The following is a 23,912-nucleotide window of genomic DNA, read 5'->3' as shown; positions in this document are numbered from 1 at the left end:
CTTAACGCCCCACAGACTGTCGGAAAGGATGACCCCGTGCGCAGGTCCACCCGCACGCCGCTTTACCAGCACACCCCCACCGCTCTGCTCCGAGCCGCATCCGCCCCGCTCACACAAGCCCCTGCCATCTGGCCCGACCCATCCGACAGTCGCGCTGTGCGGGCTTGGTTGGTGCGGACCTGGACAGATCCGGATACCGCCGAGGCCATCCGCGTGGCCAGCCCCGCCCTCGCCGACCGCCTCGACGCCACGATGAGAACGAGTGGCGAACTGACGGCGAAACAGCTGCGCCGCCTGGCACAGTCCACCGCCCGCTACCTACTCCGGGCCACCGGTCGCCCGACCCCGTTCGGCCTGTTCGCCGGGATCGCCCCGGTGACCGTGGCCGACACGACACAGGTAGCCTTCACCGACCGACACTGCAGCACGGCCCACGTAGACGCCCAGTGGCTGGCCGACATCACCACACAGCTGGAGACGATCCCCGCACTCCTCGATCGCCTCCCGGTCGTTTTCACCAATCTGGCCATCCGCCGCGGCCACCATCTGCAGGCGCCGCACGGGCCCAACCGAGTAGCGATCCGCCACACCAGCGCCGTCGCCGCAGTGCAGGAAGCGGCAGCATCCCCGCTCCCGCTGCGCACACTGGCAGACAAACTCGGCAGCCTCTTCTCCACCGTCTCGCCCGGCACGGTGCACACGATGCTCACCGAACTGGTCCGCCAGGGTTTTTTGATCACCAGCCTGCGAGCCCCTCTCACCGTCGCCGACCCGCTGGCCCACCTGATCGGCCGCCTGTACGAGGCAGGGGCCGACGCTCTGCCGGAGGCCGTCGGGCTGCTCGACGAGCTGGAGGCCGTCCGCGCCGCGGTCCACCGCCACGACCACGCACCAGCCGGAGAACAGCACCGCATCCGCGCGGACCTGACCGGCCGGATGCGCCGGGTCTCAAAGGCCGGACGCACCCCGGTGGGGGTCGGCCTCCGCCTCGGGTGCGAGGTGCACATTCCCCGCCGCGTCGCCCATGAGGCGGAGCGAGCCGCATCGGCGTTGCTGCGACTGACCCGCGAGCCGACCGGCACGGCCGCCTGGGGCGACTGGTACACCGCCTTTTGCGAACGGTACGGCACCGGCACCCAGGTCCCGGTCACCGAAGCCGTCCACCCGGACGCAGGCCTGGGCTTCCCGGCTGGGTACCCCGGCAGCACCCACCCCCGGCCCCGGCCCGTGTTCACCGCGCGGGACGAGCGGCTGGCCGCACTGGCCTGGCGTGCGATGGCCGACGGCAGCCGCCAGATCACACTCACCGACGAGGAAGTCGACACCCTGGCCGGGGGCCTGCTCGATGAGCAGTACATCCCGCCGCACGTCGAGATCTCCGCCCGCATCCACGCCACCACTGCCAACGCCGTCGACCGGGGCGATTTCACCCTCACCGTCGCCCCCGGCCGGTCGGCCGGGACGTTCACCGCCCGCTTCGCCGACGCCTCTTCCGAGCTCGCCCAGGTCTATGCCACGGTGCCGACCATCACCGACGGGGCTCTGCCCGCGCAGCTGTCCACCCCGCCCGTCTACCCGCACGCGCAGAACATCTGCCGCACTCCCGCCTTCCTCCCGCACGTCATCCCGCTCGGCGAACACCGGGACCCCACCGACGACGCCGAAGTGATCGAACTGGAAGACCTGGCGCTGACCGCCACCCGGGAACGGCTCCACCTGGTCAGCGTCTCCCGCCGCCGTGTGATCGAGCCGCAGACCTTCCACGCACTGGCGATCGAAAAGCAGCTGGTCCCGCTGGCCCGCTTCCTCACCCAGGTCCCGCGCGCCGGCCTGGCCTCTTGGACGGAGTTCGACTGGGGCCCCCACGCCCGGTTACCGTTCCTGCCACGCGTGCACTACCACCGCAGCATCCTCTCCCCGGCCCAGTGGCGGCTCACCACCGACGACCTCGCCACCAGCGGGCCAGAAGACTGGCACCAGACCCTGACCGCCTGGCGAGCGCAATGGCACTGCCCGGCACACGTGGAGCTGCGCGACGACGACCGTCATCTCCGCCTCGACCTCGACGTTCCACTGCACACCGCCCTCATACACACCCACCTGAAGAGGCACGGCACCGCCATCCTGACCGAATCCGCCGACAACGCCGACACGTTGGGATGGATCGACGGACACACCCACGAGATCGCCCTGCCCCTGGTCGCGGCCCGACCGCCCGCACCGGACCCGCTCACCGGCCCGCTGCCGCTGGTGACCAACCAACGACAGGGGAAGACTCCGATGTCGGCGGGCTCGCGCTGGCTGAACGCAAAGATCCCCACCCACCCCGAACAAATGGGCGAGATCATCGCCCACCGCCTCCCGGACCTCCTCGATGTACTGGGGGAGGAGACCGCGTACTGGTTCGTGCGCTACCGCTCCGCCCACGAACCCGACCACCTGCGCCTGCGTATCCGCACCCGAGACGGCAGCGACACCGCGGCGTACGCACAGGCACTCGCACAGTGGTCTGACCAGCTACGAGCCGACCACTGGGCAGGGCCGCTGACGTTGGAGCCATATCGGCCTGAGACCGGCCGCTATGGCACCGGAGCTGCGCTGGAGGCCGCTGAGGCGGTCTTCGCAGCCGACTCGGCCGCCGTGGCCGCCCAGCTACGCCACCTGCCCGCCACCACCATGGACCCCATCGCCTTCACCACCTGGGGCATGACCGACACCGTCCGAGGCTTCCTCGGCCCGGACAAGGCGATGCAGTGGCTGGCGAACCGACACGCGCCGAAAGGGAAGCCGGCCGACCGTGCGACGGCCGACGAGGCGATCCGCCTCGCCCAGCACACCACCCCCGAAGCTCTGCCCAGCCCGGTCGCAGCAGCGTGGCGCGCCCGCACCGCCTCCTTGACGGCGTACGCGGCGGTGCTGCCCGAGGACATGGACACCGACGCGGTCCTGGAGTCGCTGCTGCACATGCACCACAACCGCGCTCGCGGGATCGACCGCGACGGCGAGGCCGTCTGCCGCCGCTTGGCCCGGCAAGCCGCCCTCGCCTGGAAGCACCGCAAGGACGGCGGTGCCCGGTGATCCCGCTGACACCGCCGAACGATCCGCCCCCGGGATGGGCACAGTCCTTATCCACCGGGGCCGCCGGAATCGCCCTCGCCCACATGATCGCCGCCCGCACCAGCACCGGCGACCCGGCGACCGCCCACTCCTGGGCCGCGGCCATGACCCGCGAACCTGTCCTGGCCCACCCTGACACCTGCGGCCTCTTCCACGGCGCCCCCGCCGTCGCCTTCACCCTCCACACCGCCAACCAGCCCGCCTACCAAGGCGCGTTGGACACCCTTGACCGCCATGTCATCCGCCTCACCCATACCCGCCTCGCGGCCGCACACGAGCGCATCGACCGCGGCGAGCTACCCCGGATGAGCGAGTACGACCTGATCAGCGGACTGACCGGCATCGGCGCCTACCTGATGCACCGGCACAGCGACAGCGACCTGCTCAAACAGGTGCTGGCCTACCTGGTGCGGCTGGCCGAGCCGCTCACCAGCAACGGCGAGATGCTGCCGGGCTGGTGGACCTCCGACGGCACCGACGGCCGCCCCTCTGCTGATGGAGGGCACGGCAACCTCGGGATGGCACATGGTGTGAGCGGTCCGCTCGCCCTGGCAGCCACCGCGATGCGGCACGGCATCACCATCCCCGGCCAGATGCACGCGATCAAACTGATGTGCACCTGGCTGGACTCCTGGCGCCGGGGCACCGAGGGCATCCCGTGGTGGCCGGAGACGGTCTCCCGCACCGAACACCGAGCCGGAGCCACCCGCCAGAGAGGGCCGGGGCGGCCCTCATGGTGCTACGGCAACCCCGGCCTGACGAGAGCGCAGCAACTGGCCGCCGTCGCCCTCGGCGACACCGCCCGGCAGCGACACGCCGAGCACGCCCTGGCCGCATGCCTCGCCGACCCCCACCAGCTCGGCCAGCTCACCGACGCCTCCCTGTGCCACGGCTGGGCCGGGCTCCTCCAGACCGCACGCCGGGCAGCAGCCGACGCGCACATCAGCTCGATTGCAGACCGTCTGCCGGACCTGCGGCAGTACCTCGACCACCACCTGGAGGACCGGATACCCGACGACCACGGGCTGCTGGAGGGCACAGCCGGCATCCAGCTGACCCGCGCCACCACCGCGGTCGCCTGGGACACCTGTCTGCTGCTGGCCGGATGACGGCCAGCCGCACCGCACGACCCCGCTCCACTCACTAGCATCTGCTCTCCGCTTGGTCCGGCGGGCACCTCACGGAAGGACACCTCCCCACGCCGATGAACACCACCACCCCCACCTCACCCGAGGCCCTACGCTCAGCCATGGTCGACCAGCTCGCCGCCGAGGGCACCCTCGCCCCCGGACGCGTCGAGCAGGCGATGCGCGAGGTGCCCCGCCACGCGTTCGTGCCCAACGCCAGCCTCGAGGAGGCCTACGACCCGGACCTGGCCGTCATCACCAAGCGCGCCCAGGACGGCGCCGCCCTGTCGTGTGCGTCGGTGCCCTCCGTCGTCGCCATGATGCTCCAGCAGCTCGACATCCGACCCGGCCAGCGCATCCTGGAGATCGGCGCGGGCACCGGCTACAACGCCGCCCTCCTGGCACACCTGACCGGCGACGACGGCCGGGTCACCACCGTCGACATCGACCCGGAAGTCACCGACCAGGCCGCCAAGGCCCTTCAGACCACCGGCTACGGCCACGTCCACGTCGCCACCCGCGACGGAGCCCTCGGAGACCCGGACGACGCCCCCTACGACCGGCTGATCCTCACCGTCGGCGCCTGGGACCTCCCCCCAGCCTGGTGGGATCAGCTGTCGGTCGGCGGACGGCTCGTGGTCCCGCTGCGCTGGCGCGGCCAGACCCGCTCCGTCGCCTTCGTCCGCGAAGCCGACCACCTGCGCTCCCAGGATGTCGAGCTGTGCGGCTTCGTGCCCATGGTCGGCCAGGACGGCGAACACCAGGGCACCATCGACCCCGGCGGCCACGTCACCATGCACTGGGACGCCGACCAGGCCATCACCCCGGCCGCTCTCACAGGCGTCCTCGACCAGCCCAAGACGGAAGTCTGGTCCGGGGCGACGGTCGGTCCGTACGACTCCTTCCACGGCGTCTGGCTCCGCATGACCGCCACCGAACCCGGCACATGCCGCATCGCCGCCGACCCCACCGCCGTACAAACCGGCCTGTGCACGCCCGCCATCCCCACCCGCAGCCCCGCCCTGGTCGAAGGCGACTCGCTGGCCTACTTCACCGTGCGCCGCCTCGAAGCCGCCGAGGGCACCGAGCGCCGCTCAGAACTCGGCGCCACCGGCCACGGCCCCACCGGGCAACAGCTTGCCGACCGGCTGTGCGAACAGATCCGCGCCTGGGAACACGACCGCACCCCCCAGCCCGCCATCACCGCCCATCCCACGGGCACCCCCGATGCCAAACTCCCCCCAGGGCAGGTCATCGACAAGACCGCCGTCCGCCTCGTGATCGCTCTCTGACTCGCCATACGACGGAGGGACGTCACCGTGCGAGCCACGGGCGGGTGGGCTTCCTGCTGTAGATGAACTGGTAGACGAGGGCGAGGGATCGCCCTGTTTCTGCTCGGACTCGGCATCCAGCTCCAGCACCTGTATCAGCAGAACAACAACGGCGACCCCGACGAGCAGCGCCGTACCGCCCTTTTCGTTTTTGAACGCGAAGTAGCTTGCGCCGGCCCCCAGTGCGAGCACGACAATATAAGCGAAGGGTCAAAGGAACCTCCCGGTCATCCAGACCCCACGGCCCGCTCGCCGTGCACCTACCAAGTCCTCAGCGAGCGGGCCCTTCTCATGCCCGATTCTGGCGGATGTCGGTAACACGATGTAGTGACAAAGATGCCTGCTGGCGCTTCCCCGCTTCTCCTTAGGTGTGAGAGACCCCAAGAAACCATCCCGGTTGATCTCAGCGAAAGTCCCCACCCCTCCCATGGATTGGGCACGGCGAGGGCTGCTGTCGATCACGATGGTCTACCAGGGCCCCGCGCCTTGCGGTCCTGCCCTGACCACGGCCTCTACCCCCGGCGTGCTACACCGTGATGCTTCCCTCACATGAAACAGGGCGCTTCGCCTCAGGTCCTGTCGCCCACCCGGGCCTACCACTTCGAAGACCTTGCCCACCCCGTGGCAACGGACGTAAGCATTCACCGGCCTGTCGCATGCGCCGCCCCCTCAGCGTCCAGCGTGCCTGATGCGCTGTTTTCCTCTTCATCCCCGTCACAGTCAGCGTCCACCCAAAGGACCGTCAGGACACGGTCGCCCCAGTTCATCTCAGAGGCAGCAATTGCCGAGGAAGCCTCATTCCCACGGCTCTCATAACACCACCTTGTGATCCTCTTGAGTCTCGCCCACCACTCGTTCCTTTCCAAAGTATGCAGATCACGCCCCAGTCGAACGGCCACGTAGAGCGCTTCGGGAATGTCACCCTGCCACGAACGCCGGTCATCCCGGCGCCTCACTGTTCCGGCCTCGCCGATGGAGGCAACCCACAAGGCGGCTGCGATTTCCCTTCGCGTGCTGGGCGCCCACACCAGACGCCGACCCGGCTCTGGATCAGCGCCCGCGCACTCGGTGCTCTCGGCGGCAGAACACTCCCACAAGTCGTCCGAAGCCCTGCTGCAGGCCTCTTGGGCGGCATACATCAGTGCCTGCCAGCTCCCCGCGCACGCCTCGTCCAGGCCAGCTTCCAACACACGCACCGGCTTCCACTCCGAGGCGCCGCCCTGCTGACGTACCTCAGCACCGATCTGGGCGGCCCGCGCCTGAGCCTCCTCGATCAGCGTCTGAGCTTGCTGGCGTGCCTCGTCGATGACCGCCTGGGCCTGCTGCTGCGCCTCGCTCAGGAGAGCATCGGCTGCGCCGTGAGCCTGCTCGGTGATCTGCTTGGCCTCTGCCTGTGCAGCCACTGTCACTTGACGAGCGGCCGGATGATCCTTGACTGACATCCACGTCTGCACACCCTTGATGGCCTCGGCATCCACAAAAGCGACAGGACGCGACGGGTTTGTCGTGCATGACGCGTCATCTGCACAGATGCCGACGGCGGCCATGTCGGCCAGGCCCTCGCGCGGCTGCCTCATCTCGATCTCTTCAAGGGCCTGCTCCGTGCCGGGGACGCTGTGGTCTGCGGCCACGCGCAGCCACCGCTTCGCAGCGACGTAGTCGCCACGCCTGAGGTACTCGTGTCCCAACGCGTAAGCCTCATGTCCCAGCACCGCGGCATCGGCGTGCGCCCGCAGCCGGGCCCTCTCATCCGAGCTGCGGCTCTTCAGCCGCTGCATGACCGCGGCGAAACCGGCCGACTTCTCGTCCGGGCTCAGTGTGATGTCCTGGTGCAGTTCGGGGTTCACCGGTGCGCCTCCTTCGCTGTCCCGGCGGTCTCGTAGCCGTCCATACGGGATGACTGCCGCAGCTTCCGCAACGCCGTCTTGAGGATCTTCTTCATGTTGTCGATACCGACCCCCAGGACGTCAGCACAGTCCTTCACCGGCAGATCGGCCAGGTACCGCAGCGACAGGGCCTGCACCTCACGTTCGGTCAGCTCGGCCAAGGCCGTGCCGAGATCGACACGCTGGACGACGGCCGCGAGCTCGTCGCGGTGGGTCTCGCGGGCCGCAGCCTTGGCAAGGTCATCAGCCTCAACGGTCAGGACCCGCCCGCTGCGACGAAAATGATCGTTCAGACGACAGCGCGCGATCTGATAGAGCGTCCCCACCGGCTTGGAATGCTCGGGATTCTTCGGCCACCACGTGAAGAACTCCTCGAACACCTGACTGAGGATCTCCCCGCCGTCATCCCGCCCGGCCTTGCGGGCCAGAAAGCTGAAGACCCCCTCGACCTGGGCTTCGTAGAAGGCGGCGAACATTGCCTCGTCGACAACCGGCGCACCGGCGAGCTGCCCGCCGCGCTCGGCCGCGTCGCGACCGATCCCCGCCCCTGAGTCGTCCTGCACGGTCACCGGCGCCGCCTCACAGCGCCCGTACGCCCCCTATCCGTCGGCCCACGCCCAGCGGACGCGGACACAGTGCCCGTGAGCGACCACGTGCCCACCACACCACCGTGATGCACCTGGACCTCCCGGCCGCCGTCGGCGACCTCGGCCACCATCTTGGCCAGCAGTTCCTGCTCGCGCATGCGGCGCTTTTCACGTGCCAGCTGCACGCGCCGCCACTCGCGCGCCCCGACAGCCACCAGCGTGGCCAGGAGGGCGATCACCCCCTCGGGCACCAGCATCTCCTGCACTACCTCCACCGCCCCGTTCCTCGGGCTCCCTTGCCTGTCACCAGGTTCATCGCACGAGCAGCCCATGACGGGTACTGAGACGCCGTTTCAGTTGGTGAGGCGGCGGTAGCCGATCAGAGCTGCGGCTATGCCGACGAAGGCCAGGAAGTGCTCGGCCTTGCGCTCGTAGCGGCGGTGCAGGCGACGGCATCCAGCGAGCCAGGACACTGTCCTTTCAACAACCCAGCGGTGTCGGCCAAGACGCTGCGAGGACTCGATGCCCTTGCGGGCGATGCGATGACGGATGCGCCGCTGGCGAAGCCATCTGCGTAGGTGCTCGTAGTCGTAGCCCTTGTCGGCATGGAGCTTGGCCGGGCGCCGACGACGCGGGCCACGCCGGGAGCGGAAGGGTGGGATTCCACGCACGAGCGGCTTCAGACCGAGGCTGTCGTGCATGTTGGCGCCGGAGATACCCAGCGACAGGGGCAGTCCGTTCCGATCCGTGATGAGGTGGATTTTCGATCCGCTCTTGCCGCGGTCGGTCGGATTCGGTCCCGTCAGTGGCCCCCTTTTGCCGCCCGCACGCTGACCGAGTCGATGGCACACCGCGACCAGTCCAGCTCACCGCGGGCGCCGAGTTCATCGAGGACGACTCGATGGAGCCTGGCCCACACCCTGGCCCGGCTCCACTGGGCGAAGCGCCGGTGAACCGTGGGCCAGGCCGGGCCGAACACCGGCGGCAACTGCCGCCACGTGCAGCCCGAGGTGGCCACGAAGATGATCGCTGCCAGGGTCTCGCGGTCACCAGCCCGTCGCCGGCCCCCGCCCTGCGGGCGCTTCACCTCCGTCGGCGGCACCACCCGCCGGAACAGCATCCATAACTCGTCCGGTACCAACCGCTCAACCAGATCCGTCATGCACGGCTCAACGAACGATCACACCAAAGGAAACGGTGTCTGAAGAGGCCAAGATTTTTTAGGCGGCCGTTCCCCAGGTGGGTACTCCCGCAAGCGCATCAGCTGCAGGGCTCTGCTCAGCCTTGAATGGGGGAGGCGTGCAGGCAATAGCTAGGTCGAGCGCGCCACGCGCGGACACTTGGGCTGGACGTACCCGGCCCGCACAAGAGCTTGCCCCCGCCGCTTTGATTCCCACCGACTGGCTCGACTGACCGGGTCCGATCGCCCCTTGTCGCTCTCTGGAGGAGGGGTGGTACGGCCGGTGCCTAGGACCCGGGGGCCCGTCCGGAATGCGTTGGGCGGATGAATCCTGCCATTCTCCGCTTCTTGGCATGTCCGCTGGACGTCGAGAGCTGGGCGGGACGTTCGCGCTTTCGTTTCGACACCTTCAGTGAGCGACCCCACTGAACGAGGCCCTGGGTGCGGAACGACGCTGGCTTGCCGTGTCTTCGGTTGGAACCGGCCGTCCGAATCCACCGGGTGGAGTGGTCCGCCCTCTTACGTTGACACCAGTGGCGCGCCTCGATAGTTTCGATGCCTCATTAGATATCGAAGTTGGGATCGACGTTAGGGAGGAGTGAAGTGTTGCTGACAACGGGGCAGGCTGCCGATGAGTTGGGCTGCGCGGTTACGACCTTCCGACGCCTCATTCAGGCCGGAGTGCTGCCTGGCTTGTCACGCCGTGGGGTGCGTGTGATGGTTCCTCTGGAGGTAGTGCAAGCTCTCCGGGATCGTGCCGTTGCCCCGCTGGAACGACTCCAAGTCCGGGAAATCGCGGTGCTGCGCGCCGACGTGGCCAAGCCGGTACAGGAAGAGGACCGCCAATGGCTCGGATTCTCTGCGACGCTGCCTCCTAGTGACCTCCTGAAGGCGCTGCAGGGCTGGTGGCGCTGTGATGCGGCGAGTGTTGCCGCTGGAGAAGTCCTCCCTGTGACACTCTCCGGCTACGTCGTCGCGGTGCTGACCCAGCTGACACGCTGGGAGAAGGACAACCGTGGCCGGCACGGATTCCCGCACGCCGTCCTGGCTGGCTACGTCACCGACCTGGTGCGACCGGTGAAGGAACTGACGGCACCCGATGCGGCTGACCGGGAAGTGGCCGACTCTCTGCTGGGCACACACCTGGCCTCCCACTCGGGCGGCACCATCGCCTACGTCACCACACAATCCACGCCCGTATAAATCCACGACCGCCCCGTACTCACCGCAACGCCGGGAAGAGACCGTGATGGACAGCAAAGAATTCACCGCAGCTCTTGGCGAGCTGCGTCGAGTTCGCGACGACATCAAGGCAGTGCGCAAGGAGCTGCAGCGTCTGGAGTCGGACCGGGACAAGCGGATCGTGGCCTTGGGGACGTTTGAGAAGGCTAAGGCCGAACGGATCGCCCCGGCGGCTGGACTGAGCGTCGTCGACGTCGTCGCCCTGGTCCCGCATCTCGGCCCCCAGCAGCCGCCTTCCGCGCAGCCGACGCCAGCCGCCCCCGCTGCCCCGGCGCCGGGCCCTGCCGGCGCTCCTGCCCCGGACCTGCGCCGTCAACAGGGGCCTGCAGCCGCCGACAACGGTGCCGCCCTCGACACGGACCTGCGAGCAGCGGACGACGGCGTGCCGGAGGCTGTGGAAGGCGCGCTGGACCAGCCCGGGCCGGCAGTCGCCGCTTCTGCGCCTGAGCCGCAGGTACGGGAGCTGCCGTCGATCCCGCCCGGGGAACGCGGTGACGCCTGGTGTGCACCGGCGCCGAACCTCGCCTCAAAGCGGCCCACCTTCACTCAGCAACCGCGCCAGATGGCATTCCTCGACACGAACACCGGTGTTCTCGTTCACCGCGACCAGACCGTGCGCCTGGATTTGGGCACCGCCAGCGTGTCCGAGATCCTCACCGCTGTGTACGCCACCGTTCCCGACAGCGTGGAGCGGATCTACATCACCGCCGGCGACCCGTGGCACCGCGACACCGACCGGTACCCCTTCCTGCGTGATGCCGTCGCCGCCTGGCTCAACGCCCCAGTACCCGGCTGGCAGGTGGAGTCCTCACGCGGCAAGGACCGCCTGGCAGGACACCTGGTCCACCCGCGTAACCCGGTGGGCCGCTGGCAGCGCGGCGACCAACACACCGAAATCCGCTCGGTGGGGGAGTGGTTCGACTCCGACGGCGCTGACCCCGCAACTGTGCGGGACGCCTTCGTGATGCTGTGGAGGGCACTGCACCGGCACTGGCCGGATGTGACGTTGATGGGCTCGCCCTCGCAGACCGGCCGCGACCTGTGGTCGCGCACCATCCCGGCGAAGGCTGGGTCGCGGTGGGCCGAGGGCTACCCGGTGATGTCGGAGGAGATCCGCGGACTGCTGCACGCCACCGCCGGACAGGGTCGCACCGAGCTCATCACCCCGCCACGCGTGCCGGACAAACTCCCGCAGCTGGTGGAGTACGACCGCACCTTCGCCTACGCCAAGCACACCTGGGCCTCCGGCGTCGGCGCACCCCGCCGCATCACCGCGGCCGCCTTCGCCGCGATGACCGAAAAAGAGCAGACCAACGCACTCTTCGCCCCCTCACACTGGCAGATCCGGGTCACCGTGCCCGACCGCTGGGACCACGTCGGGATCCTCCCGGCGCCAGCCGCGGGAGACCGGGCCTGGTACTACCCAGCCGAGCCCGGCCAGACCTTCACCACCTGGGCCGGGGGCGCGGAAGTCAACCTCGCCCTGCGCAACCCGATCACCCCCTGGCGGATCGAGATCCTCGACGGCCTGCTCTGGGAATCCAGCACCCCGCTGCGCGACTGGTCGACCAAGCTGAAAGACGCCTGGGCATCCCTCCAGGCCCTCGCAGCCAACCACGGGGATGAGCGACAGCGCACCGCCGCCCACCTCGCCTCGCGGGCGGTACGCAGCATCCTGCTGTATGGCATTGGTGGCTTTGCCCAGCGCCCCAGGATCATTACCCGCTCGGTGCCGGTCGGTCATGAGCACGAGATCCCGGCCGGTGCGCAGATCATCGGCTCCGACGGTGAGACGATCACCTGGCAGCGCAGCGCCGGGTTCTCCCGCGACCCGTACACGCACCCGGAGTGGGCCGCCGGAGTATGGTCCGGTGCCCGGGCTGCGCTGCTGTCGACGAAGATGCGCGAGGACAACGCCTACGTCGGCGCACTGCACCTGCCACCCGACTCCATCGTGGCGTTCCGCACCGACGCCATCTACACCACCCACGACGCGGCCTGGCCGTATCACGGACAGCCGGGCGATTACCTCAAGAAGGGCCACCTGCCCGGGCCGTTCACCGGCCCGCGTACGGAGGAGGAACTGCTGTCGCTGCAAACCCTCGGCCGCGCCCACCTCGCCGAGGAGCAAGAGGCCGGGCTATGAGCAACAGAGTGCAGTGGGGCGGCCAGCGGGAACACCTGGCGGGTGACACCACCGGTGAGCAGATGTCGGCGGACGAAGCCACCGTGCTCTCTCAGCAGGATTGGGGCTGCAACACCGAGGTGACCTGGCACGCAGAATGGCACCGCCATGCATGCGGTGCGACGGGCGATGGCCTGCTCCGCGACGACACCGTCACCTACTCCGATCACGCCTGCCGCAACGACCTCGAGGAGGCGGCGTGACACCACGCAGACGCCAAGCGACCGGCCGCCGTGGCCGTGCTGGTCAGCCACAGCTGAATGAGGCGGCTCGGCTCACCCGGGAGTTGCTGAGCGCCGGTTTCACCAAGCGCGACGTCGGCGAAATCATCGGCCGCAACCCATCCCTGGTCTCCCAGTTCTTCACCAAGGGCAAAGGAGCCTCCTACGAGGAGGCTCTGCGGTACGCAGTCCAGGAACTGCAGGTCGGGACCGCCACCACGGTCGCGGAACTCAAGGCGGTGGCGCAGCCGTACGTTCACCGCCGCCGGACCAAGGCTGGGAAGACGGCCCGGGTGCGCACCAAAGACGTCGTCGCCACTCCGGGCCACTCCACGATGGCCCGCGCCGCCAAGCAGCACATCGCCTCCGGCGCGTCCCGGCTACGGCCGGTGGTGGAGAACACCGCCGCGGCCCAGGGCCGGATCGCGTTCACCGTCCGGGCGAAGAAGAAGTACTTCCTCATCGACTCCGGCCGCTGGGCCGACTCACCGGGCGTGCGCCGCAACGTCGTCCAGCGCAAGGACAGCACCGAAGAGCGCGCGTACGGCAACAGCGCCGGCCCCGGCCTGGGCGAAGCCGGGTTCGACGCACGGGAGTGGAAGGCCCGGGTCGACGCGCACGGCGGCGACGTCGCCGCCGCGGTACGCGCCTGGATGGTGGAGACCGGCCGCCTCGCACCCGGTGCGCAGATCACCCACCTCGAAGTGCGAGGCTGGACACCCACCTGACAGCTCATCGCGGAGCGGTCCCATGCCGCCAGGACTTCAGCCCAGGCGGCACCGGCCACTCCCCGCTCACCGCTATGGTCGGCAACCGCGCGGTCCGTCTACAGATGGTCCAGCACTACAACACGCGGCCATGAGCCGCGACGGGCGTGAGGCCGTTACGCCACCGGTCCTGGCGCGGGGCCCGGGGCTGCCCGACGAGCCGCGTGCGCCGCTGCCGGGAGTTTCCTTGATGCGCGGTTGTGGGGGAAGGCACGGGGTCTGCCGTGGCCTTATCCGTTGGTGTGTCATCTGCTCGATACGGCGGCTATGGCTGGTCGGTTGTGGGATGTGATGCTGGGGCATCGGTCCCGGCGGCGGATCGCTGAGTGCCTGGAGTTGGATGAGGGTGCGTCGCGGCGGTTGGTGGGTTGTTGGGCTTGTTTGCATGACTTGGGGAAGGTTACTCCGCCGTTCCAGAGCATGGTGGGGGACCGGTTCCACTCGGCGTCGGCTCGGGCCACCGCCCGATGGTTTGTGCCCCACCGCAGGTCGGGTCGGTCTCCGAACGAAGCGTGTGCTACTCCGGCGAACAGGCCGGACGGGGTGGGACGCCCGGTCATCCGCAGCAGGTAGCGGGCCACAGAAAGTGCCGCACGGCGGGTCTGCCGCGGCTCCGGGGCATCTGAGGCCCGCAGGTGCTGGACTTGCCGGGCGAGTCCTGGGCTGGCGTAGCTGATCGCCTCGGAGACGGCGGCGGTCGCCCAGACCCGTCGCAGCCATTCCACCTGCTGATAGACCTGGCCGTCAGCGGTGCCGCTCAGGTTCGGCCACGCTGGCAGGGACAGCGAGCCGTGGGGGACCGACCGGATCAACGCCCAGTCCATCGCGCGATAGCCCCTCGCGGCGATATCTGTTGACCTCACGTGGCCTTCCCGGAGTCGTAGTTCGGTGCTGACAGCCGGACGCCACCTGGCGGTGATACCCCGCCAGGAAGCGCCCGGCCGACCGAGGGTCAGACGGCGCTGATGCAGGTCGTCTTCTGGCAAGTGGAACCGCAGTTGTCGTCGGTCATGTTGACCAGACCGGCGGGGTCCGCGATCTCCAGCAGGGTGATGTCGAGGACGAAGCCGTCCGGCTCGTCCGCTGTCTGGGTCAAAGCGAGGTCGCGCGGCGATGTACTGCTCGTCGTCGTTGCCATCTCTGTTCCTCCAGTAGGGAATGGATGTGCTCTTGCCGACCTGGCCCCCGATGGGTGGTGCGTTCAAGGCCAGGAGATGAGAATTAGGACATGCCGCTCGGAGATGCCTCGCCCCCGGGGAGCTGGTCGTCCGGGACGGCCAGCGAGTGGGCTCGGATGACATGGCTGGGAACGCCCCACCATCCGGTATTACGCAGACGTGTCGCCTCATCGTGTTCGGGCAGCCACTCAGCCATGGGACGGTCCTCCTTCCGGTGGTTCGAGGTATCAGTTCACAAGGTCTGACGTTCAGCAGCCGACCTTGGCGATCGCGTTCCGGTCGCTGCCGCGTACTCCTCCGTTAGCTCAACTGACCGAAGTCGTAGCGGCATTGGGGCAGGTCAGCTGCTGCGTCGCAACGTCTAGGCAAGGTGCCTGCCCCTTCCGCTTCCACGCGCCGGACCGGCCGCCCCCGTCAGGTCTCGACGGACAGGTGGTTGAGATTGTCCGAAAGCCAGTCACTGTCGACGTGAGCCGGATGACGTGGTGGTCCGACTCAATGAGCGGTACCTGATCACGTCCATGCCCGAGACCGTGTACACGGGCCGCTTCCCTCTTCGTCAGGTTGATTCGACGGCGGGTAACCGCACATGCAGCAGCGCGCTCTCGACGTCACGCCGTAAGGGGGTCGTGGTGGAGCCGACCGGGCGGAAGCGGTCAATGACGTCGAGGAGCGCCAGCAGGTCGCCCACGGCCGTGGCGAGGCAGGCTGTGTGCCATATCCGGAGCTGGTAGTGGGGATGGTGTACGGCGGTGGCTGTGATGGTCGTGCGCGCGATAAGAGTGGACAACTCCTGGCGCGTGGTGGATGGCGGGAGGGGCCCACGTTGGGCCCGGTCGGCTAGTTGATGAGCTGCCGCGTTGAGCTGGTCGATGACCTGATCCAGTGCGCCAGGCGTTGGTGAGAGTCGTGCGTTCCACCAGGTGCGTGCCTGGCGTACTGCCTCTCGGATCTCGTCTGTGTGAAGGCCCTTCAGGTTCGGGGCTGGTTCGGGAAGGCGGCGCGGGGCTGGGTTGGTTTGCTTCACTGCATCTCGACGCACGGTCAGCCGCCGGTGAGTACCGCGCTCCAGCAAGCCCTCTTCGAGCAGGAGGCGCAGTGCGATGGCCAGCGGCTTCTTTCCCGTGACCAGGATGCGGCACAGTTCCCGTCGGTCCGGCAGTGCTGTGCCGGTACTGAAGGCGCCGCCCGCTGCCAGTTCGCGTAGGTGTTGGGCGAGTTGGCGGGGCCGGTCGTTGAGAGGGTGTGCACCGGGGACTCGGGCGCGACCGTTGGCCTGCTGCTCGATCACGCTTGTGTCCGCAAGGTCAGCCAGGGCCAGATGGACGCTTTGGAGAGGGAGGGCCAGGTCCGCGGCGATCCGGCCAGGTGCCAGGACCGCACCGGGAGGGTAGGTACCTGCCTTGATCCGTTGCTCGATCCGCTGGGCGACATCTGCGACCGGCACGAACGGAGGCAGGGTGTCCGCCAGTGTGCGTAGGAGGTCTCGTGCATTGCCCACGCGTACGATCAGCTTTTCGTACGACGCATCGGTCGGGTTCGGAGGGTGGGTGACCGCCTCGATCAGCCGGGACCATCGGGCCTGGTCCGCTGGTGAACCGGCTGCGGCTTCTCGGCGGCACTCGGCCAGCGGCACCCACGGGTCGGTGTGTCGGTCGATGAGGGCGTGGCCTTCGATGACGGCGGCAGATGAGCTCGCGGACCTTGCGCCGCCGATCCGCCCCAGGCGCAGCAGGTCAGCGCGCAACGCACGACGGGTGCCTGCGGAGTCCGAGGGTGTGGAGCTGGATTCTGCTGTTTGCCTCTGCACCTCGCCGCTCATGCTGCCGCCTTCTCCCCATGTGCGGTGGTCGCCACGCGGCGGGGTGGGACGACCTCCAGATCAGGCCTGATCTCGCCGGTGTCGTCGAAGAGCAGGACACCGTTGCACAGCAGTGTCCAGCCCTGTTCTAAACGGATGGCGATGGGGTGGGCGGCGTCCGCGTCGGTGGCGTCGGCCGCAGGGCACCTTGGGGTGTGCGGGCACATGGGGCTGGTCCTTCCTGCGGGGTGGGGAACGTCGTGCGGTGGTTGGAGATCGGCTGACGAGGGGCTCCGCGGAGACGCTGTACTGCCAATGAAGGAGTCGTCGAGGGAGATGGGCAGGTGCGCCAGGATCTACGTCACTTCGCTGTCTTGGTAGCTCGTCTCCAGTGAGCCGTGGGCGGCCAGGACTCCGTTGAGGCTCGGGTAGTGGTGTGTGCCCATGACGTACTCGGGCATCGGGGGCGTAACACGGAAGGTGTGCACGCCGGTTCACCTGATCCGGGCACCGGTCCCGTGATCCATGGCGCAGGACACGCAGACCGGTGGGCGGGCCGTTGACGGGCGGATGGGGGTTGCAGGGTCAATGGGGCTCCATCCACAGCACACCCAGCTCATTGGTTTCGGCCTCCAGCTCGCACACATGGCACAGCATCTGCTCCATTGCCAGCCGCTGAGGGCGCGGATGAACCCCGGCCGGGCTCGGGTTCGCCCTGCCTACGCGGTGGGCACGGCGGACACAGATGTCTCCTCGATGTGGTCCAGGGGATGGGTTAGGGGATGGCCGTGGCCGGCCGCCACTCGGTGACTGCGGGCGAGGGCGGCCGGGGCACCAGCTCCCAGCGATGGTGGATGGGCAGTGGCGCCGTCCTTTCCGGGGGTGTCCCGGGGCTGCCATAGGGGCGGGTGTATGGCGTCCGCACCGGGACAGAGAGGACCCACGTAGAGAGGCCGCCGGTGCGTCGATTCCGGTCCGCACCGGCGACCGGCTTCAGGGAACGGTGCCTCGAAGGGTTGCCAGCAGACGCTGGGCGGGATCGATATCGATGGTGCCGAGCTGGATGGCAGGCTCTTGATTGCATCGGATGCAGTCCGGGTGGGCGTACAGATCGACAAGAAGGCAACCGGTGACGGCCTTGTACGCGTCGGAGAGCAGGTCACGAACTCGCACCTGGTGGGCCCACCTGGCCGCGCATTCCCTCGCGTCGGCTCCGGCTTCGACTTCGTCCCGTGGGGCGCCGAGCAGGATGGCGAGTCGCGCGGCGGTGGGAACGGAGACCTCTCCGAGCATGATGCGACCGCTGTCCACCTTCAGGTCAGGCACGTCCAGGTCGTGCGCGAGGAACCCCCTTCGCAGTCGCCGGGCAACCTTGAAGGTCTCTCGCATGCCTTTGCGGATCAATCGGGCCAGCTCAACGGCCTCAGCAGAGGTGACGGTACTGAGCCCGATGAGAGGGCCGTGCAGTCCGATCGCGGGACATGGACCGTTGATCCCCGCCTGTTGCAGAGCGGAGCGTAGCTCGTGCGCAGCCATCACGAGAGCCGCTCGGTCATTAGACGGGGGCAGGCTGTTCATGCGGACCTCCGTTGGGCAGGGCAGTGCAGAGGGCTCGCCGTCTGACCGTGAAGCACGCGGACCGGGCTGAGAGCGGACAAGACGCGTGGGGAGGAGCCAGTGCAGGTATCGACGAGGTCCAGGCACGAGACCGGGTGGACGATGAGCCACACAGGGCGCTCGTTACTACCAAGACGTGCGGTGTAGGGGATGTCCTTGTGCAGATTGTGGACGGCGGCGCCCGCGCCTTGGTGGTCGCCGAGCCATGCCCAGACGATGCCGAAGGAGTCGCGATCCAGATTGACGGCGATGTTCCGTACGTTCGTCCTGAGCCAGGTGATCGTGCGGCCGGGGAAGCCCGTCGTTGTGCTCAGTGCCACGGCGTCGCGCTGGCCTGGTTCCGTGTAGATGACCTGGCACCAGTAGCCGCGGGGCATGGTCATACTGACCACCATTCCTCGACCGAGGTGGAGCCAGCTGTGTCTGCTGCCTCGGCTCTCAGCACCTCGAGGACGTCTTCGGTGAGCAGTGCCAGTCGGCGCACGTATCCTCGGGCTGATGCGAAATTAGCGGGCAGGGTGTGAAGGTCAAGCTGGCGAGCTCGGTTCGCGAACACCGTGAGATCCGGACTTTGGACTCTGGCGGCACGCTGGACCAGCATGTTCAGCAACTGGTGCAGGTGGCGGTGGATGCGCGGTGCCAGTCCTTGAACGTCCTCCATGGTGAGCAGGGCGGACTGCAAGCCGATGGCCGTGTCCAGGTCGTCGTCGATTCCCTCGTCGGAGACGAACGACTTGTGCAGAGCGGTGATCAACGCATGGACGGTTGCCGCTGGGACGAGCCGGGCAGGCTCGACGTTTAGATTCCGGCGCTGGCGGCTCGAGATCTCACCCGTGCAGAGGACTGGTACGACGGACTGCGGGAGACTCTCGAGCTCTCCCGCTGCTTGGGAACGGTGACGTTCCATCGTGTCTGTACGCTGCAGGGCGGCTGTCACGATATTCACCTCCTGTTCTGCGCCGGATGCCATTCTTCGGAACCACGGCACTCGTAGACTCGGTGACGCGATGTCAGGCCTCTAGCCATTGAGAAGCTTGTTGGCCGTTCGAGTTCAGCAAGATTCCCCCCTGGCGCCACGAGCGGACAACCTTGATGCATCACTGATCAGTGACTTTGGAAGGCGTCAAGTTACTGATTCGGGCGCTTCACTGTAAAGAGATCGCTGTTTTGAACGCATAGCCGATAGGACGTCACTACCCTTTCTGAGTAAAGAGCCAGCTGAGGGGGAAATCGTGGACGTGAAGCCGCACCGTCCGTCATGCGCCAAGCAGCTAAGGGAGATGGCCTATCGGCGTGGCGAGTCCCCCCGCCAGGTGGCGCAAGCCATCCGGGTTCACTGCTCGGTAACCTCGCTGCGTGCCCAGCGCCTGGCCCGGGGGCTGACCCTGAAGGAAGTCGCTGACGGTCTGAATACCCTGAGCAAGGGGCGTGCAGACGCTCCAAGGGTGGATGGTGATCAGCTTGGGCACTGGGAGACTGGTCGGCACCAACCGCGCCCTGCCACCGTCGGACTGCTCTGCGAGTACTACGGGTGTGGATCCCAGGATTTGGGGTTTGGGCCCGCAGCCGCAGCCGTCCAGGATTCGTCGAGTACTGCTGTTCCTGTTGATCCGCTAGTTGCACCCCCGGTCTCGCCGGGGCCGTTCGTGGCCGGGTCTTTCGAACAGCAAGTGGACGCGGCACGACGGTCGGTGGACCGCACGCTGGCGGTTGGTACTGTCAGTGCGACCCAGCTGGATCTGTTGGATGAGCAGGTGCTCTGGGCACGCGAGCAATATGTCTACACGCCACCTGCGCCGATGATCGCAGTGCTCCTCGGCCACTTGTCGGAGGTAGAGGACCTGGCAGTGAGCCGGCAGCCAGCTGCCGTCCAGGTCCGGCTGTCGGAGTTGACTGCCATGCTCGCCACCTTGATTGCTGATGCCCTGATGAAGCTGGGACAACTGCCCCGATCGCAGTCCTGGTACGCCACGGCGCGCAACGCGGCGGATGACAGCGGCAATACCGAGGTGCGGGCAAGGGTGAGGGCACAGGCCGCGATGCTGCCCTTCTACTATGGTCCGCTGGAGGCAGCGGTCAGTCTGTCCCGGGAGGCTCGGATCATATGCCGCGGTCGGCCCAGCGCCACTGCGGCATTCGCGTCAGCGGCTGAGGCACGCGCCTTGGCGAAGCTGGGTGATGTCGAGGGTGCGGATGCTGCGCTCCGGCACGCCACTGCGGCGTTCGAGCAAAGCAAGGCCGGAGGCTCAACAGAGAACGACGCATTCGCCTTTCCCGAGAGAAGGTTTAGGCTTTACGAGAGTGGGACCCTGACAGCTCTGGGTCGCACAGGCCAGGCACGTCGCGTTCAGGAGGCCGCCCTTCGGCTCTACCCGACCAAGACTGGAATCGACCCTGCACTCCTCGGTTTCGAGGCAGCCATCTGCCTGGCTCACGAGGGCAATCCGGTCGAGGCGTGCCAACTGGCTAGCGTCACGTTCCTGAGAATCTCCCCGGAGCACCGCACTCCGATCGTGGAACAGCGAGCTCGCGAGGTCATCGGGGCCCTTCCCTCCGATACGCAGAGAGGTCGAGCTGCACGACAGCTCCACGAGATCCTTGGCCGCCCTCCTGGACAGAGGTGACAGCACCGCCTCTCATCGGTCAGCCTGGACCCCATGACAGAAGCGGCACCTGCCCCTGGCGGGTTCGATGAGTCCGAGATGCATCAGGTCCTGAAACGAGGCTGCGCGACCATCGGCCTTGACTGCTCCGACGCACGCCTCCTTCGAGGGCACACCAATGCGGTCATCCTTCTCGAAAAGGAACATGTCGTCGCCAAGATCGCGCGAAGGGGATCGCGCGTCGATGACGTAGCGCGCACGGTCAAATTCGTCCGCTGGCTTATGGATACTGGATTCCCCACCGTCCCGCTGCTTCTCCCCGACCAGCCCGTCGTCATTGACCGGCACGCCATTACCTTCTGGTCTTACCTACCCCAGCCTGATCATCCGGTTGCTGCAGCCCAGCTCGCCAAGCCTCTTAGCGCCCTCCACGCAATCACCACGCCACCCGTGGCTCTACCGAATCACGACAACCTCACTACGATCCGACGGTCACTCGCGGCGAGCACCTGCCTTCCCGACGAGGGACTGTCGTTTCTGGTCGAGTATGCCGATCAGCTTGAGGCCGACCTTGGTGCGGTGCAGTTCGAGCTACCAGAGGGGGTGATACAGGGCGATCCGCAGCACCGAAACGCCCTCCACACCGTTGAAGGCGAAGCTGTCCTCTGCGACTGGGATACCGTGGCTGTCGGTCAGCCGGAGTGGGATCTGGTCACCCTGGAGGTTCACTGCCGGCGTTTCGGCCACGGACAAGGGCATTACGCGGCCTTCGCCGAGGCCTACGGCTGGGATGTCACACGCTGGTCGGGGTACTGTACGTTGGCCGCCATCCGTGAGCTGCAGATGGTCACCACCAATGCCCGGAAGGTCAACCATGCTCCAAGCAGCTTGCAGGAGGTTGAGCGACGTGTGAACGGGCTTCGTCGTCAGGACAGGTTCGAGCAGTGGAAGCTCCTCTGATGACAAGTCAGGCTCGCCGCCGAGTGGACCGCTTACGCCGGCGTCACCTCCGGTGGTGCCTGAGACCTCCATCGTGTGCAGCCGCCGCATGATCCTTGTGCCTTGGGACATTGACTCAGATACGAGCGCTACCTTCCATTGGTGCTGCACATCGACGGACTTGGGGCTGGCCGGTGACGCAGGTCGGACGAAGCCGCATCCTGACTCCATCGCCATGGACGTGTAAGAGTGCCTGCTGGTGGTACTTAGCCCGATCTATGCTTTTCCCGATCAGATCGCGCAAGGCGTCGTGCTGCGCAGTCGGATCAGCAGGGAGTTCGAGGCGGGATGTCTGTGCATTGAGGCTGATGCACAGAGCGCGAACTGTCATCGCGCAGTGGTCGTGGTGCGCATTGGGAGGTGGATCGGGGAGCGTAGTCGGCGCCGCCGATGGAAGTCAGGGAGTAGGGGCTCAAGGTCCTCGAGTGTCCATGGTGTGCCCCCGTTATTACGCTTCACTCCGCGCTCGGTCAGGGCTGTCAGTAGCTGCTCGGCAGTCGGCTCTTTGCCCTGGAGGTCGCAGTGCTCGTTCCAGATCTCGAAGCAGGGGAAGGCGGCAATGTAACGGCGCAGGGTGCTGGGACTGACCGCTCCGTTACTTCGTCCCTTTATGCCATGGTCGTAGAGCCATCGGGAGAGCTGGGCGCCCTTCGGCGGCTCGCCATGTTTGTCGCGGTAGGCGCACCAGGCGTCGTAGTAGCGGTCCGCCACGGTCTCTGTGGGTGATGGTAGATCACTGTGTCTCTGTTCGGGTGCGGGCTTCTTCGGTGATTCGGCAGTGTCAGGGCGAGGTCCAGTGGGGGCGTCGTTCGCTTCTTGACTGGGTGCCGAGGGAACGTACGGCTTCTCCGGGGGAGCGGGGGAGTGATCTCCATTTGTCGGGTGACGCACGCGGTTTGTCAGCTCGGTGACGTCACCAGTTTGCCGCAGCTGCCCGAACTGGAACGAAGAGGGGAACGTGCCGTTGTCGTCGAGGTGGTGGCGGAAGTCGCCGTAGAACACCTCGTCCAGCGGGATGTCGTTCGGCGTCTCGGCCAACGGTCGCCCTACCGGTTCGTGCTCGGGGTACGGCTCTGGCTCGCGTTGCTCGGGGACGTGGACGCCCTGGCCGTTCAGCACGCTGTGGCCATCGAGCTGCCGCCCCCGGGCGCCGACTGGCAGCACCACGTCCTCGTTGGCAAGCCTCGGGGCAGGCGCCGCAGACGGAGCTGCGGGACCGGCGCCATCGGCTTTGAGTGTGGGGTGGGTTTCCCGGAAAGCCGGGTCATCACCATCGGCCCGGGTAGCGTCGGCCGCACCCGCCGTCGCCCCCGTGCCCGTGCTCGTGCCGGCCGGAAGCGCGGACGGCAGGACCGCGTTCGTCTCCAGTCCGGCCGCGGCCAGCCCCGCCGGGGCGGTGTCCCTCAGCGGTACCCCGTACCGCGCGAGCCGCAGCGGCATCAGCGACTCGACGGGCGCCTTGCGGCGCCAGGCGCGCCCGTAGCGGGCCCGCAGCCGGGCGCGGTAGACCAGCCGGTCCTGCTCCAGCTTGATGACCTCGTCGTAACTGCGCAGCTCCCACAGCTTCATCCGGCGCCAGAGCCGGAAGGTGGGCACCGGCGCGAGCAGCCAACGGGCGATGCGGACCGACTCCATATGCCGGTCGGCGGTGATGTCGGCGATCCGGCCGACCGCGTGCCGGGCCGCCTCGACGGAGACGACGAAGAGCACCGGGATCACGGCGTGCATCCCGACCCCGAGCGGATCCGGCCAGGCGGCGGCGCCGTTGAAGGCGATCGTGGCGGCGGTCAGCAGCCAGGCCGTCTGGCGCAGCAGGGGAAAGGGGATTCGGATCCAGGTGAGCAGCAGATCCAGGGCGAGCAGCACGACGATCCCGGCGTCGATCCCGATGGGAAAGACGTTGGCGAAGTCGCCGAAGCCCTTGTCATGTGCGAGATCGCGTACGGCCGCGTAGGAGCCGGCGAAGCCGATCGCGGCGATCACCACCGCTCCGGCGACGACCACGGCGATTAAGGCCTTGTGGATCCCAGGTGAGGTTGCAGGCACGTGTCCGTTTCCGTCAGTTGCCACC

The 23,912-nt window shown here is 67.7% G+C and carries 22 protein-coding genes and 2 pseudogenes; 10 read left to right on the top strand and 14 right to left on the bottom strand.

What is annotated here, in order from left to right; translation table 11 throughout:
- The first annotated feature begins 36 nt into the window (after positions 1-36).
- The 3 genes from HUT19_RS00370 to fxlM all read left to right on the top strand — a co-directional run bounded on the left by HUT19_RS00370 (position 37) and on the right by fxlM (position 5,536).
- On the top strand, positions 37-3,078 hold the full coding sequence (locus HUT19_RS00370; RefSeq protein WP_176178533.1) for a lantibiotic dehydratase: 3,042 nt from the start codon (positions 37-39) through the stop codon (positions 3,076-3,078).
- Complete coding sequence (locus HUT19_RS00365; protein ID WP_217712213.1) at positions 3,075-4,226, top strand: lanthionine synthetase C family protein; 1,152 nt, start codon at positions 3,075-3,077, stop codon at positions 4,224-4,226. The genes HUT19_RS00370 and HUT19_RS00365 overlap by 4 nt, the downstream gene beginning before the upstream one ends.
- A 95-nt stretch (positions 4,227-4,321) precedes the next feature.
- A complete protein-coding gene (gene fxlM, locus HUT19_RS00360; RefSeq protein ID WP_176178532.1) occupies positions 4,322-5,536 on the top strand; it encodes a methyltransferase, FxLD system in 1,215 nt (404 codons plus the stop codon).
- Positions 5,537-6,216: 680 nt separating this feature from the next.
- Here fxlM and HUT19_RS00355 read toward each other — a convergent pair.
- The 4 genes from HUT19_RS00355 to HUT19_RS00340 form a co-directional block, all read right to left on the bottom strand.
- Positions 6,217-7,422: a hypothetical protein gene (locus tag HUT19_RS00355; protein WP_176178531.1), complete on the bottom strand. Its 1,206-nt coding sequence runs from the start codon at positions 7,420-7,422 to the stop codon at positions 6,217-6,219.
- Positions 7,419-8,030 (bottom strand): RNA polymerase sigma factor, encoded by a 612-nt coding sequence (locus tag HUT19_RS00350; protein WP_176178530.1) that lies wholly within the window; start codon positions 8,028-8,030, stop codon positions 7,419-7,421. The genes HUT19_RS00355 and HUT19_RS00350 overlap by 4 nt, the downstream gene beginning before the upstream one ends.
- Entirely contained in the window at positions 8,027-8,323 is a 297-nt protein-coding gene (locus tag HUT19_RS00345; protein WP_176178529.1) for a hypothetical protein, read from the bottom strand. Before HUT19_RS00345 ends, HUT19_RS00350 begins: the two co-directional genes overlap by 4 nt.
- 78 nt (positions 8,324-8,401) lie before the next feature.
- A protein-coding gene (locus tag HUT19_RS00340) for an IS5 family transposase (protein WP_176178528.1) occupies positions 8,402-9,210 on the bottom strand; the annotation gives its coding sequence in 2 pieces (ribosomal slippage) (positions 8,402-8,860 and positions 8,863-9,210; 807 coding nt in all).
- Positions 9,211-9,831: 621 nt separating this feature from the next.
- On the opposite strand from HUT19_RS00340, the gene HUT19_RS00335 reads away from it, so the two are divergent.
- The 5 genes and pseudogenes from HUT19_RS00335 to HUT19_RS00315 form a co-directional block, all read left to right on the top strand.
- Positions 9,832-10,431: a helix-turn-helix domain-containing protein gene (locus HUT19_RS00335; protein ID WP_176178527.1), complete on the top strand. Its 600-nt coding sequence runs from the start codon at positions 9,832-9,834 to the stop codon at positions 10,429-10,431.
- Positions 10,432-10,477: 46 nt separating this feature from the next.
- Positions 10,478-12,616, top strand: coding sequence for a hypothetical protein (locus HUT19_RS00330; RefSeq protein ID WP_176178526.1), 2,139 nt, complete (start codon positions 10,478-10,480; stop codon positions 12,614-12,616).
- Entirely contained in the window at positions 12,613-12,858 is a 246-nt protein-coding gene (locus tag HUT19_RS00325; protein ID WP_176178525.1) for a hypothetical protein, read from the top strand. The genes HUT19_RS00330 and HUT19_RS00325 overlap by 4 nt, the downstream gene beginning before the upstream one ends.
- Positions 12,855-13,604, top strand: coding sequence for a hypothetical protein (locus HUT19_RS00320; protein ID WP_176178524.1), 750 nt, complete (start codon positions 12,855-12,857; stop codon positions 13,602-13,604). The genes HUT19_RS00325 and HUT19_RS00320 overlap by 4 nt, the downstream gene beginning before the upstream one ends.
- A gap of 237 nt (positions 13,605-13,841) precedes the next feature.
- Positions 13,842-14,120, top strand: a pseudogene (locus tag HUT19_RS00315) (CRISPR-associated endonuclease Cas3''); the annotation flags it as partial.
- Here HUT19_RS00315 and HUT19_RS44135 read toward each other — a convergent pair.
- The 9 genes and pseudogenes from HUT19_RS44135 to HUT19_RS00280 all read right to left on the bottom strand — a co-directional run.
- A pseudogene (locus HUT19_RS44135) lies at positions 14,093-14,467 on the bottom strand (lantibiotic dehydratase); the annotation flags it as partial. The pseudogenes HUT19_RS00315 and HUT19_RS44135 overlap by 28 nt on opposite strands.
- A gap of 128 nt (positions 14,468-14,595) precedes the next feature.
- On the bottom strand, positions 14,596-14,781 hold the full coding sequence (locus HUT19_RS00310) for an FxLD family lanthipeptide (RefSeq protein WP_176178522.1): 186 nt from the start codon (positions 14,779-14,781) through the stop codon (positions 14,596-14,598).
- An 83-nt stretch (positions 14,782-14,864) separates the two neighbouring features.
- Complete coding sequence (locus tag HUT19_RS00305; protein WP_176178521.1) at positions 14,865-15,017, bottom strand: hypothetical protein; 153 nt, start codon at positions 15,015-15,017, stop codon at positions 14,865-14,867.
- Between the two features lie 363 nt (positions 15,018-15,380).
- Complete coding sequence (locus HUT19_RS00300) at positions 15,381-16,643, bottom strand: GntR family transcriptional regulator (RefSeq protein ID WP_176178520.1); 1,263 nt, start codon at positions 16,641-16,643, stop codon at positions 15,381-15,383.
- Positions 16,640-16,849 carry a DUF5999 family protein gene (locus HUT19_RS00295; RefSeq protein ID WP_176178519.1) on the bottom strand — a complete coding sequence of 70 codons (210 nt, stop codon included), beginning with the start codon at positions 16,847-16,849 and terminating at the stop codon, positions 16,640-16,642. Before HUT19_RS00295 ends, HUT19_RS00300 begins: the two co-directional genes overlap by 4 nt.
- Before the next feature lie 129 nt (positions 16,850-16,978).
- Positions 16,979-17,110 (bottom strand): hypothetical protein, encoded by a 132-nt coding sequence (locus HUT19_RS43875; protein ID WP_303331496.1) that lies wholly within the window; start codon positions 17,108-17,110, stop codon positions 16,979-16,981.
- A gap of 505 nt (positions 17,111-17,615) precedes the next feature.
- Complete coding sequence (locus HUT19_RS00290) at positions 17,616-18,200, bottom strand: hypothetical protein (protein ID WP_176178518.1); 585 nt, start codon at positions 18,198-18,200, stop codon at positions 17,616-17,618.
- Positions 18,197-18,622, bottom strand: coding sequence for a hypothetical protein (locus HUT19_RS00285; protein WP_176178517.1), 426 nt, complete (start codon positions 18,620-18,622; stop codon positions 18,197-18,199). The genes HUT19_RS00290 and HUT19_RS00285 overlap by 4 nt, the downstream gene beginning before the upstream one ends.
- Positions 18,619-18,993, bottom strand: coding sequence for a DUF6415 family natural product biosynthesis protein (locus HUT19_RS00280; protein ID WP_176178516.1), 375 nt, complete (start codon positions 18,991-18,993; stop codon positions 18,619-18,621). Before HUT19_RS00280 ends, HUT19_RS00285 begins: the two co-directional genes overlap by 4 nt.
- A gap of 478 nt (positions 18,994-19,471) precedes the next feature.
- Here HUT19_RS00280 and HUT19_RS00275 point away from each other — a divergent pair, with 478 nt between their 5' ends.
- Both HUT19_RS00275 and HUT19_RS00270 read left to right on the top strand, forming a co-directional pair.
- Positions 19,472-20,863, top strand: coding sequence for a helix-turn-helix transcriptional regulator (locus tag HUT19_RS00275; RefSeq protein WP_176178515.1), 1,392 nt, complete (start codon positions 19,472-19,474; stop codon positions 20,861-20,863).
- 33 nt (positions 20,864-20,896) lie between these two features.
- Positions 20,897-21,802 carry a phosphotransferase gene (locus HUT19_RS00270; RefSeq protein WP_176178514.1) on the top strand — a complete coding sequence of 302 codons (906 nt, stop codon included), beginning with the start codon at positions 20,897-20,899 and terminating at the stop codon, positions 21,800-21,802.
- A gap of 366 nt (positions 21,803-22,168) precedes the next feature.
- Here the strand turns inward: HUT19_RS00270 and HUT19_RS42505 are convergent, their stop codons facing one another.
- Entirely contained in the window at positions 22,169-23,887 is a 1,719-nt protein-coding gene (locus tag HUT19_RS42505) for a DUF2637 domain-containing protein (protein ID WP_254885330.1), read from the bottom strand.
- Positions 23,888-23,912 lie beyond the last annotated feature (25 nt).

Origin of the sequence: Streptomyces sp. NA02950, from assembly GCF_013364155.1 — a bacterium.
GTDB lineage: Bacteria > Actinomycetota > Actinomycetes > Streptomycetales > Streptomycetaceae > Streptomyces.
Note: the sequence above shows the minus strand (reverse complement) of the source record. Positions and strands in the feature narration are given on the sequence as shown.